Raw genomic sequence first — 12,385 nt, 5'->3', positions numbered from 1 at the left:
TGGCAGAAGAATATCTTCCACCATCTAGTTCTTATAGTTGTTTATCTATTATGATAAAAAATCATCATCTTCCACAGTTGTGAAATCATCAGCTGCATTTGTTCTACCACCTAAAGACTCACCATCTTTTATTTTTTGAATGTTGCCAAGTCCACAAGCAACTCCCTTATTGCCATTACTGTTAAAAGCATAGAAATTTAAAGACACTCTTGCATAGCAACCACTATAAACTTCATTACGGTCAAGGATAGGTCTTACTGCCTTATCTACAATCTGAGGTGCTGTTATACTATTAGCATTTATAAAATAATGCCCTTTATATGCCTCATCATCACGCTCTACATCTCCATCTCTTAGAGGTGTTTTTATAGCCGCTTTATTGGGTTTCTTCCCACCAAATTTTGCAATTCCTTCTTCAATTGCTGAATCTACTGCTGCATTAATAGCATTGATAGTTTCTGTATCTGTCTTAGGAATAAGCACTGATACACTATATTTTTCAGCACCTCCATTTATTGAAACTGGCTCCCAGCCATGGAAGTAGCTTAAACGAGAGTTTACCCCTGTGATAACTTTAGTTTTGTTTTGATTCGCCATAATTTTATTCCTCCTTAATTTCATTAAATTCACTTTTTGCATTTGATATATTCACAGCCGCTCTTTTATCCGAAATTGAAACCAGTGTCGGCTTTCCTGCTGGTTTATATATGAGATTTCCTAGAATCTTTTCAAATTGTTTCTTGCCCATCAGTTTCTGCATTTCAGTAATTGTAATAAGGCTCTGATGGTAAATGTCTTTATAACCATTTGCCTTAGCTGCATCTGCCACGGCATCTTCATCCTTATACTTACGATTAGAACGACCTTCTACTACCTTAAAACCACTCCACTCTTTACCGTGATTAATTGCAGAATCAGTAGCATAAGCCATGATTTCATTTGCCCACTTAGTGATATCTGGTATCTTATGAAGAATTTCTTCTATCTCTATATCCGTTAAAAGAGGTGGTAATTTAAATTCAGACCTTGCAAGTTCCAATTTTGCCTCTGCTCTTGCCCGGCATTTAACTGATGCTCTACAAAAGGTACACCATTCACCAGTGAGATACTCTCCCTCGCCGTTAATTGCCATTTGAGCCTTTGGCTTTAATTCATTTTCTGCCCAATCTTTCAGTTCTTGTATTGGAATTGTCCATGTACTGATATTCTCCCTACGAGGTTGAAATATGGTCATTGATACTTCCTTAATGTCATAAAGGCTATCGTAGATTTCCAAGGCACCAAGTGCATATAGTTTCATTTGTGGATTATCTACTGCATCTACTAAAACTCCCATACCATATTTAAAATCTATGATGTGTAGATTTTCTGAAACTATAATGCAATCTCCTGTCCCAAAGCCTTGTGGTACATAGCAAGAAAAATCTAGTTTCTGTTCAATAAGTATCAATGGATCTTTACAACTTTGCTTCACTATTTCTAATTGCTCCATTACAAAATCTACATAGGAATCACTATGTTCTTCCATTTCATCAGAGTCATAACTTGATGCAGGTCTTTTACTCCTCATCCTAAGTGCTTTGCGGAGTTTATGCTCACAAAGAGCATGAGCAGCACTACCTTCAGCAGCAGCTGTGGTTTCTTTATTTTCAAATTCAAGTTCCAATCTTGCAGACGGTAAGCAATTAAGCCACCTATGAGAACCCGATGCTGAAAGTACTGCATGATTACCCATTGGTAAGCCCCTCGGCATCCTTTAAAATATCTGAATAATGCTTAGCGTTAATCTCACTTAATTTTGTAGCACCATATCTTTGGATGATTTCACGTACCCCTGCTGTCATTCCAGCCTGGCTCTTTTCTGCAAGCACTGCTCTTACATCCTCTAGCTTAACTTCTTTTATTTTTGGCTTTACTGTTTTCTTTACCTCAGCCTCTTTAGTAGGTTCAGATTGCTTTTCAATATCTGTAGACTCACCTTCTACCATTGCATCACAGATAGCTTGTATGCTATCTGCCAAAGAACGCATATCTGAAACCACATCAAGTAACAACTTAATTTTACTCACGGCTTTCACCTCCTTTAAGTTCACGGATTTCCACAGTTTCAACCGAGTCACCTGGTGTAAGCACAAGTACATTTACTTTTTCACCAAAAAGAAAATTCAATAATCTTTTTCGAAGTTGCACTGTATCACTATTAATAATAGGAGTTGATTTCCCACTTGGATGTGCAATGTTGATACATACCTTATGTTTTAAACTCATGGCTTTCGCTCCTTTCTGAAGGATTTTATTTACCCCTCTGTCCATATGCAAAAAACTTAGGGGAATCGAACCCCTTTTTTTTGAAAACTTTATTTAGGGGGATTTTCCCCCCCATCTTTAGATTTTTTTGCAAAGGTTATCATGAATCTTTTTTAAACGGTTTCTAATAGCTGTTTCACTAACACCTTCTTCAGCTGCAATGCTCACATTAGTGCGTTTTTCAAAGAAGACTTTCTTTATAAGTTCCTTCTGCTGAGGTTGCAGTGTTTCAATTGCTGTTCTCAACTTGTCTATCTTTTCTTTATGCTCTGTTTCTTCAATAAATTGAATAATATTTTCCAATGGGTCAGAATCCTTATCAACTAAATATGGATTACGGTCTGCTGCATCATCTTCATTTTCATCACAATAAGCATCCATATGTACTGGCACATGGTACTTCTCACGTCTACCAGCATTGTATTCTTCATCGTCAAAGCTATGTAGAGTAGCAATAATAGCATCTGTAACTCCATTCTCATTTGGTACGATTTTTATTGCCTCTCCATCAGCTGAGTAATAAATGTAATTAGTTCTGTTCTTTTTACTTGTTTTGTAATTTCTTAACATAAGTGCATCCCTTCCGCCAGATTGCATTGGCGGCAAAGGATACAAAAATAGGGCTTGTGCCTAAAAGAAGTACACAAACCCTAAAAATGAGCGCAATAAGGGAAGGGCACTTCAATTGCACCGCAACTGTTCTTATTAACAGTGCGAAACAATATGTATCCTTTGCCATTATTGCAACTCAGGCATTTGATATTTTTGATTTAAAAATTATTTAATTGAAACTCAATAATTAATTTACATCTTGAATTTTACTTTCTCAAAAATGTAATATTTTGTGATATAATTTAGAAAGATATATTTTATACTGAATATATTGAATTTTTCTAACCTCACATTATGTTAGTAATTGTACAAAAATAAATCCTTCAATTGAGGAAGGACTCGGAAGGATCCGGAAAGATTCGGAATTTTGATAAAGGAGGATACAGATAATGCTTTTCAGCGAATTTGCATATATTATGTATAAGCACTGTGGAGGTACATTTCATATGTATGAGTATTTTCTGTTACTTATTGATACAATTATGGAAGATGCAAAAACTCCAGAAGACTTGAAAAAGGTTGATACTAATTCATATAACCCATTTGCAAGACTGAAGCCAGACACACTGGACAGGCTGTTTCACGGGACTAATCCTATTAACCAAAAGAAAATGCGTACCGTAAAATCCCTTATTAACAAACAAAAATTTAATGATTATGTCAATAAAAGTAGATTTGATGCTCAGATAGGTATTGCTAAAGAAATAAAGAAACGTATCCCTAGTTTTGATGACGATGATATTGGAGATTCTTGTGCGGAATTGTTTATTCAGATTATTGATGACATAATTGATGGTCACGAAACATCCAGTCCTGTTATTACTGCTACTCCACCAGTAAATCCAAAAATAAAAGAGGTACCTGCTACTACAGTTTATTTTGACGATTCTGATGGTAAGTTACATATAGGAAATACTACTATTTCTCTTCCTAAAGAATTGCAGCCACCAAGTGACATTGCACCAGAAGAGGATATTTATGTAAGAAAACTTCTTATAGCCTATGCTGATGCAATGAAATCCGGATTGCTTACAAAAGAAAATCTTGAAAGCTTGCCAATTAAGTATCAGCGAAATTTCAAGGAACAACGCATTAACTATTATAGTGCTGAACGAATCAACAGATTTGTCAGAGAGTCTATTGTCAATGGTGAAGAACAATTCATCAAATGGAAATCTGATACATATGATTACATCAGTGATACTCTATGGGATGATTATGATGACGGATACCGCAGACTAATATCTGTATTGAAAAAAGTAATCGACAGTTCCACTACTTCTATAGTAGACAACTTTAAAAACCTCATAGGACCAAAAGAAAAGAAAGGTGTTTGTCATCTGTTAGCAGATGATGGAACAATCAATTGGGTAATTGAAAATGAGTAAAGTATTTAATTCTACTTTAGAAATCTCTCTGCGCATACTATTAATCTTATATGCTGATGGAAATAATGGAAAAAATCTGGATTCGATTGTTACTGCTGACTTTATTACCATATATGCCAAAGACTTTGGTGTTTCCAACACTAATCTTCACGGCAATAATGAATTTAGCTTTGCAGAATATGCTACTCGTAGAAGTCAGGTACAAGATGCCATTAAATATTTAGTAATAGATAGACTAATATCTGTTTGTTACCAAGACGATGGTTTTCATTACACAATCTCTGAGCTCGGTAAACAATTATGTTCATCTATGACTACTGAATATTCGAAGACATATCTAATGACTGCTTATAAAACAATTGATTTTATGAGAAATAGTGATGAGCGAAAACTCATCACTCTAATAAGTAAAGAAGCCGCTAAGGCAATTAAAAGGAGGTAACCACATGGCATCATTTTATATAGAACGAATTATTGCTACTGGTACAAACAGAACCCCGTCTGTCGTTACCTTAAAACCTGGATTAAATATTATCTGTGGTGCTTCAGACACCGGGAAAACAGCAATTTTAAAGTCAATTAAATTTATTTTTGGTGGGGATAAGCCATTTCCTAAAGAAACAGGATTTGATAACATCACTATGAAAGTAGCTACATTAAACGGTTATATTACTTTTAAGCGTAAACTAGGTAAAAACACAGTAAATGTCATATCCGAAGTCGATTTCATTAATAGCGGTGAATATGACATCGAATATAACGATAAAGAAGGCAATAAACGTCCCGTTGTCAACTCTGTTTGGTTAAAAATCATTGGTATAAATCGTGTACCAATGATTATCAAAAATAAGGATTTTGTAAGAAGACATTTAAAATGGACTACTTTCCTTCGTTCTTTTTATTTAAATGAAGATGATATAGGTACATCTGAATCAATAATGCTTCCATCACAAAACACTGCTGCACCTTTATTTTTATCAGCACTTGTCTTTTTATTTACAGGACAAGATTTTGCAGATATGGACGTTCAAGAAACTGCAGCAATTTCAGTAGCACGAAAAAATGCTGTAGAAACATTTGTAAATAAACACGTTTCTATAGTATCCAAAAAACGTAATGCACTTCAAGAAGAACTCAAAGCATTTAATAGTGTTGATATAGAATGTAAAATTCAGTGTCTTGTAGATAAACTTTCTGATGCAGAAGCTGCTATCAATGCTGCTACTGAAGAAAGCAAAGATTTACTTAGCACATTATTGGAATATAAAGAAAAAGAGGCTGAGTGCCAGATGATTTACTCCCGCTACCAGTCACTTAAATCCCAATATATTTCTGATATTCAACGCTTGACCTTTATTACTGAAGGAGAATCTTTGATGAAAGATGTTCCTTCAAATAATGATAAATGTCCATTTTGTGATAGTGCTATCACTCCAAAAAGCAGGAAATCTTACATTGAAGCATCTCGTTCAGAATTAGCAAGAATCATTTCCCAATTACAAGGGTTGAACGAAAGTGAGTCTGACATTACTTCAGAGCTGAATGAAGTTCGCGGCAAATTAGAAAAACTTAAAAATAGCCGTTCTGAAATTGAACTGTTAATTGAAGCAGAATTAACTCCTCATGCAAATGAACTTAAAGCTGCAATAGCAAAATATCGCACTTATATACAATTGCAAAATAAAATTGAAATTTTACATACAGTTTCTCAAGACTTGCAAGCTACTCTTATAGAAGAGCTTGAAACACCAAAAGAAAAAATAGTCTTTAGACCGAAAGACCACTTTCCTAAAGACTTCAATACCAAGATTAATGACTATGCGTATAACATTTTGGAGGAATGCCAGTATCAAGGTCTTAATACTGTACATTTCAATTTAGGGAGATTTGATTTAGAAGTTAATGGAGAACGTAAATCAGAAAGCCATGGTAAGGGATACCGTGCTTTCATAAATACCGTCCTTGGTTTGGTATTCAGACACTATTATATTAATAATGCTATATATAACCCTGGATTATTCATAGTAGACTCTCCACTTCTTGGCTTGGATCAAGGAATAGATGATCAAAATCCAGAAAGCATGAAAAAAGGATTGCTCCAATATTTCATTAAGCATCAATCGGAAGGTCAAACCATTATTGTAGAAAATTCAAAAGATCTCCCTGATATAGATTATGAAGCAGCCGGAGCTAAAGTCATCGAGTTTACTCATAATAATTATGTAAGCAAGTATAAAGAAAGTCGATACGGTTTTCTTATTGGAATTGTTGGTAAAGAAAATGCTTAATTATATGCAATTGTCGGTTAGACAAGGAGATATCAGAAATGTGTATTAGTTATAACAAACCATGGGTAATGTTGATAGATAAAAATATGAATAAACAAGATTTAAAAAATGCAAGTGGAATAAGTTCTGTTTCAATTGCAAAGTTAGGTAAAGATGATAATATCACTACAGACATACTACTTCGAATTTGCAAAGCACTTAATTGTGATATCTCAAATATTATTGAAATTGCTTGAGAAAATGCATAATAGATATTTATTAAAGGATAAAAGTTAAAAATAAGATGATCATTTTAAGAAATACAGGGGGTGTTAACATGGGAAGACCAGAAGATTCAAGAGTTAAAATTCCAGCACTTGTACATTTTACAAGGCTTGGATACTCATATATGTCATTAAAAAATAAAAAACGTGGCATTGACTATGATGAAGACACTAATATCTTCTTTGACTTATTTCGTAGTGCCATTAATAAAATTAACAATACTGAACTATCTGTAGATGATGTAAAAAAACTTATTTCTGACATTAAAATTAAACTTGAAAATGATGATCTTGGTAGAGCCTTCTTCACTATATTACATGAAGGCTACAACGGTCTTAAACTAATTGACTTTAATAACTATGAAAACAAAAACAACTATACCGTTGTAACCGAACTACCGTACGAAAATGGCGATAATAATTTCCGTCCAGATATAGTTGTTCTGATTAATGGTATGCCTCTATCATTTGTTGAAGTTAAGAGGCAAAATAACCGAGAAGGCATTTTAGTAGAACGTGAAAGAATGACTAAACGCTTTTCTAGTCCAATTTATAAGCGCTATGTTAATATAACTCAATTTACTGTTTTCTCTAACAATCATAAATATGACGATACTACTATTGAACCTATTCAAGGTGCATTCTATGCTTCCAGTAATTATGGAAAAATGTTTTTTAGTAAGTTTCGAGAACAACGTGCCGAAGAAATAAATAAAAACATATTACCAATTGACGATGCAACTGAACACTTAATTCTAAAAGATAATAATTTAATCGCTATAAAAGGGAGTCCTGAATATCAATCTTCTATTAACTCTGATTCCCCTACCAATCGTATCGTGACTTCTCTTTATAGTAAAGAACGTGTGCTATTCATTTTAAAGTATGGCATTTGCTATAAGAAGACTACCGATAAAAATGGTATAACTCATATTGAAAAACATATTATGCGATACCCTCAGATTTTTGCCACATATGCCATTCGTGATAAACTAGATGAAGGAATTCGAAAAGGAGTTATCTGGCATACACAAGGTAGCGGTAAAACCGCTCTTGCCTACTCTAACGTGAATTATTTAAAAGACTACTATCAAAGCCAAGGTAAAATTGCCAAGTTCTATTTTATTGTAGATCGTCTTGATCTTGCTACGCAGGCTAAGGCAGAGTTTGAAGCACGTGGACTTCATGTGGATTTTGTTAATTCAAAAGAAGATTTCACCTCAAACATTAGTTCCGTTGGTGAATCTGGCAAAAATGGCAAAGTAACAATAACAGTAGTTAATATACAAAAATTTTCTGATGAATCGGTAACAAAACAAACGGACTATAATGTTAGTGTTCAGCGCGTTTACTTTATGGACGAAGCTCACCGTAGTTATAATCCGAAAGGATCATTCCTTGCTAATCTGATGGCTTCAGATCGCAATGCAGTTTTGATTGCTTTAACTGGTACCCCCCTCATAGGCAAGGATTATAATACTAAGGATGTGTTTGGTAACTATATCCACAAATATTATTACAATCAATCCATAGCAGACGGTTATACATTAAAGCTAATTCGTGAAGAAATTGAGACAACTTATCGTGCACAAATAAAGGCCACATTAGAGCAACTTGAAGTTGAGCAAGGTTCTATTGAAAAGAAAGATCTCTATGCTCACCCAAAGTTTGTATCAGATATGGTTGACTATATTGTTCTTGATTTTACAAAAGGACGCACTGCTCTTGATTCTTCTATCGGAGCAATGATTGTGTGTGATTCTGCTCCACAGGCACGAGAAGTATCTGCTCAATTACAACGATATAGCACCTACTCTCATGCTCTAGTTCTTCATGATGAAGGAACTAAGCAAGACCGTAAGGATATACAGGAAGATTTCAAAAAAGGTAAAATCGATATCCTTGTGGTTTACAATATGTTACTTACAGGCTTTGATGCACCAAGACTAAAAAAGCAGTATTTAGCTCGTATGATTAAAGCACATAATCTACTACAGACATTAACCCGCGTTAATCGCCCATACAAGGATTACCACTATGGTTTTGTTGTGGACTTTGCTAATATTAAAGATGAATTTGATAAAACCAACAAAGCCTACTTTGATGAGTTACAATCAGAATTAGGAAATGAAGTAGAAAATTATAGCGATATCTTCAAAAGCAAAGAAGAAATTGAACAAGACCTAAATGAAGTAAAAAATCAATTATTCCTTTATAACACAGATAACGTTGTTGAATTTATCAATCAAATAAATGGTATCGATGATAAGAAGCAACTCTTAGATTTAAAAAAGGCTTTAGAGAATTATAAGACTCTGCATAATCTCATCCGCCTGTTTGGATTTGATGATTTGTATATGCACTTTGACATTGATAATGCAATTAAAATGCTTAACGAGATTAATAATCGAATTAATATACTTAACTTCAAACAAAATATGGATAGCTCCGATGATATGGCCTCTGTTTTAAATATCGCTCTAGATCAAATAGTGTTCCAATTTCGTAAAATCAAAGAAGAGGAACTTATCATTGCGGATGCATTCAGGAGTTCTTTAGAAAAAACGCGTCAGGAGATTGTTGAGCGCTGCTTAGACCCAAAAGACCCTGAGTATATTGCTCTTTTAGATGAACTGAAACGTGTTTTCAAAAAGAAAAATATTGAAGAATTAACTTCAGATGAAATGAAAGACCTTATGGCTGAACTAGATGACTTACGTAAACGTGCAGAACGTAAAAATCATGCAGATCAGATGTTAGCTGCAAAATATGATGGAGACGTAAAATTTATGCGTACTCATAAGCGCATAATGGGAAGTCCCCCTCCAATTGCAGATACTATTACTACTTTTAAAATTTTAATGGAAATCAAAGAATTAACAGATAATAAAATAGCACACAATGAAAATATTTTAGACAACGAACCATATTTTTTCAAAGAATTACGACCATATATCAAAAATGCGTGTAGAAAACAAAACGTGGCGCTTACAAGACCACAACTAGATTTCATTGACACATGTATCTCACAAGAATATATTACAGAGAGGAACTGGGCTTCATAATGAATACAAATGAAATAATGTCCAATACAAAATTAATGATTGATGATCTAAAAACAGTGTGTGCCAACTTTGGACTTGGCAATGCAAGCAGCGAATATAAGATCATCACTGAGGTTTTCCTATATAAGTTTTTAAATGATAAATTTTTATATGAAATTAGAAAAGCAAGCGCAACACTAAAGAACAGCACTAACCTTGAAGCGGATCTAAATACACTGTCTGATGAAGAATACGATGACTTAATGGATGAGCTTCCTGCTTCCACTGCTTTATTAAAAAGAGAACATTTTATCTCTTATCTATTCAACAACAAAAATACAGAAAAATTTAATGAACTATTTGATAATACTCTTATTGATATTGCAAACTTCAATATTAATATTTTTTCTGTAAAAACAAGTAGTGATGATAAAATTCGCCTATTTGGTGCACTCTCTCAATTTATTATTGAGTCAAATAAAAAATCAGATTTTTGTCGTGCCATTATTGATAAGCTCGTAGCATTTAGCTTTGAAGAAGCGTTTAAACAGAAATACGATTTCTTCGCAGCAGTATTTGAATATCTAATTAAAGATTATAACAAAGACTTCGGTAAATATGCAGAATATTATACACCTCATTCTATTGCTAGTATCATTGCGCGTATTATGGTGCCTGAAGGGGCCCAAAATGTTACAGTTTATGATCCAGCAGCTGGATCTGGTACACTTGTCCTTGCTCTTGCACACGAAATTGGTGAGGAAAACTGTACCATATTTACACAGGATATTTCTCAGAAATCAAGTGAATTTCTTCGTTTGAATCTAATTTTGAATAATCTTGTACACTCACTTGGAAATGTGGTTCATGGAGATACTCTACTTGCGCCACAGCACTTGAATAGACAAAAAAATGATTTGATGAAATTTGATTATATTGTTTCAAATCCACCTTTTAATGTAGATTTTAGCGACAACCGCGATACTTTAGCAGGTGATAACTTCAAAGAAAGGTTCTGGGCGGGCGTTCAATGTCGTCAACTTAGTAAAATAGTAATGAAAAAATTACTACAAATTTCGAATAGCGTATGCTATATTTCTTAAAAAATGGTATAATTAATAAACCTACTGGCAAAAGTAGAATTTTGGAAATATTTAGTTTTTACAAACTTATATGCAAGATTTCCTTTGAGAATGATGCTTTTTCCTTGGGTGCTTGTTTTTTCGCTCACAATTACGGTTTGGACGTATTTGTGAGCGTATTTTTTTAGCTTTTTCTAATATATGTTCTAATATTCTTTTTCCTGAAATAGGCTTTACCATCATAACTATTATCTTCTTCAAAACGTCACATAATATAAAATTTCTATTTGCTTGATATTCTGATTTTAAATTTTTATCTTTATTTTTATTTGCTATTGCAGCGTCGGCATCTTTCTTTATAAGTGCTGCAACCATAGATATATAAATAGATGCATAAAAATCTTGTTCAATTGCAATTGGCTTAGTTCCAGAAAATTCTTCTATTTCAATACTACTTTTAAGTTCTTTATATTTGCATTCAACTCCCCATCTAAGAAAATACAATTCTTTAAATTGATTAGGAGTAATAATTTCATCAAATATATTAGTTACTAATATTTCTGTGGTGTCAGCAGAAAGTTTTATTTTTATAACTCTTACTTTTTTCAATTCTCCTTTTGATTTATATTCAAAAATACAATCTTCAGAAGAAATAGATTGTATTATCTTAAATGAAGATGATATTCTCATTAAGAAAAATAAATTTCTATCGTTTAAATAATCAAACATATCATAAGAAGGATAGCCCCTATCAAAAATTACAATGCTATTATTGAGTAATTTTTCATTATTAAGTGTATTTATATGTTGTTTGGCCATTTCTCTTTCGCTAGTTCTAAATTTAGTTACAGACGCATCAATTATTATATCATTTAATACATCATATAAGGCTGACGCCGACGCAATAGCAGTTTGTACTTTATTTTGATTTTTACTTAATCCAAAATATTCACCACATTCAATTGTATCAGGAACTTGCAAAGAGGTTCCATCGACAGCAAGAACATTAAATCCATTCCACTTTTTTAAATTGTTTGTTGAGCTATAAAAAGAATCAACAAATAATCTGCATAATTCTTTAAATGCTTCAGGGGAAATATTTTGTCTTGCTTTAGAAAATGCTTGTTTTGATATACAAGGAAAATCTAAATATGTATGCTCTTCAATGAAATTACTTATTTCTGTAGCCATAGATTTTCGTAATGCGGAGCAAATAAAATGTACTGCATTAGAAAAAGATAATTTTCTTTTTCTTGAAAATGAATTACCTAAGCTATACGCTTCTTTAAACTCATTGGAAATAATTAATTTATTTGTTTTCTTTAAAATTTGGGATAATAATTTAATATTTTTCATAAAATCAAACCTCGCTATAAATTTAATATCTATAACGAGGCTTCA

Annotated in this window: 13 protein-coding genes; 7 read left to right on the top strand and 6 right to left on the bottom strand. The window is 33.1% G+C overall.

What is annotated here, in order from left to right; genetic code table 11:
- Positions 1–48 precede the first annotated feature (48 nt).
- The 5 genes from CLSA_RS04470 to CLSA_RS04450 form a co-directional block, all read right to left on the bottom strand.
- The gene (locus CLSA_RS04470) at positions 49–597 is read right to left on the bottom strand and encodes a DUF2815 family protein (RefSeq protein WP_022744214.1); all 549 of its coding nucleotides are present in this window, start codon (positions 595–597) and stop codon (positions 49–51) included.
- Positions 598–601: 4 nt separating this feature from the next.
- Positions 602–1,735 (bottom strand): DUF2800 domain-containing protein, encoded by a 1,134-nt coding sequence (locus tag CLSA_RS04465; RefSeq protein ID WP_022744213.1) that lies wholly within the window; start codon positions 1,733–1,735, stop codon positions 602–604.
- Positions 1,728–2,069, bottom strand: coding sequence for a hypothetical protein (locus CLSA_RS04460; protein ID WP_041716075.1), 342 nt, complete (start codon positions 2,067–2,069; stop codon positions 1,728–1,730). The genes CLSA_RS04465 and CLSA_RS04460 overlap by 8 nt, the downstream gene beginning before the upstream one ends.
- Positions 2,062–2,268: a hypothetical protein gene (locus CLSA_RS04455; protein ID WP_041716470.1), complete on the bottom strand. Its 207-nt coding sequence runs from the start codon at positions 2,266–2,268 to the stop codon at positions 2,062–2,064. The genes CLSA_RS04460 and CLSA_RS04455 overlap by 8 nt, the downstream gene beginning before the upstream one ends.
- Positions 2,269–2,385: 117 nt before the next feature.
- Positions 2,386–2,877 (bottom strand): sigma-70 family RNA polymerase sigma factor, encoded by a 492-nt coding sequence (locus CLSA_RS04450; protein WP_041716073.1) that lies wholly within the window; start codon positions 2,875–2,877, stop codon positions 2,386–2,388.
- Between the two features lie 26 nt (positions 2,878–2,903).
- Here CLSA_RS04450 and CLSA_RS23050 point away from each other — a divergent pair, with 26 nt between their 5' ends.
- The 7 genes from CLSA_RS23050 to CLSA_RS04420 all read left to right on the top strand — a co-directional run bounded on the left by CLSA_RS23050 (position 2,904) and on the right by CLSA_RS04420 (position 11,005).
- The gene (locus CLSA_RS23050) at positions 2,904–3,092 is read left to right on the top strand and encodes a hypothetical protein (RefSeq protein WP_022744210.1); all 189 of its coding nucleotides are present in this window, start codon (positions 2,904–2,906) and stop codon (positions 3,090–3,092) included.
- A gap of 216 nt (positions 3,093–3,308) precedes the next feature.
- A complete protein-coding gene (locus CLSA_RS21935) occupies positions 3,309–4,307 on the top strand; it encodes an ABC-three component system protein (RefSeq protein ID WP_022744209.1) in 999 nt (332 codons plus the stop codon).
- On the top strand, positions 4,300–4,749 hold the full coding sequence (locus CLSA_RS04440; RefSeq protein WP_022744208.1) for an ABC-three component system middle component 2: 450 nt from the start codon (positions 4,300–4,302) through the stop codon (positions 4,747–4,749). Before CLSA_RS21935 ends, CLSA_RS04440 begins: the two co-directional genes overlap by 8 nt.
- A 4-nt stretch (positions 4,750–4,753) precedes the next feature.
- On the top strand, positions 4,754–6,595 hold the full coding sequence (locus CLSA_RS04435) for an ATP-binding protein (protein ID WP_022744207.1): 1,842 nt from the start codon (positions 4,754–4,756) through the stop codon (positions 6,593–6,595).
- Positions 6,596–6,633: 38 nt separating this feature from the next.
- Positions 6,634–6,831, top strand: a complete 198-nt coding sequence (locus tag CLSA_RS04430; RefSeq protein ID WP_022744206.1) for a helix-turn-helix domain-containing protein — start codon at positions 6,634–6,636, stop codon at positions 6,829–6,831.
- Between the two features lie 80 nt (positions 6,832–6,911).
- Entirely contained in the window at positions 6,912–9,923 is a 3,012-nt protein-coding gene (locus CLSA_RS04425; RefSeq protein ID WP_022744205.1) for a type I restriction endonuclease subunit R, read from the top strand.
- Positions 9,923–11,005: an HsdM family class I SAM-dependent methyltransferase gene (locus CLSA_RS04420; RefSeq protein WP_236903297.1), complete on the top strand. Its 1,083-nt coding sequence runs from the start codon at positions 9,923–9,925 to the stop codon at positions 11,003–11,005. Before CLSA_RS04425 ends, CLSA_RS04420 begins: the two co-directional genes overlap by 1 nt.
- Positions 11,006–11,071: 66 nt before the next feature.
- Here the strand turns inward: CLSA_RS04420 and CLSA_RS04415 are convergent, their stop codons facing one another.
- Positions 11,072–12,340 (bottom strand): IS4 family transposase, encoded by a 1,269-nt coding sequence (locus CLSA_RS04415; RefSeq protein ID WP_022744203.1) that lies wholly within the window; start codon positions 12,338–12,340, stop codon positions 11,072–11,074.
- Positions 12,341–12,385: the final 45 nt, after the last annotated feature.

This window comes from Clostridium saccharobutylicum DSM 13864, from assembly GCF_000473995.1.
In the GTDB taxonomy this organism is placed as follows: domain Bacteria; phylum Bacillota; class Clostridia; order Clostridiales; family Clostridiaceae; genus Clostridium; species Clostridium saccharobutylicum.
Note: the sequence above shows the minus strand (reverse complement) of the source record. Positions and strands in the feature narration are given on the sequence as shown.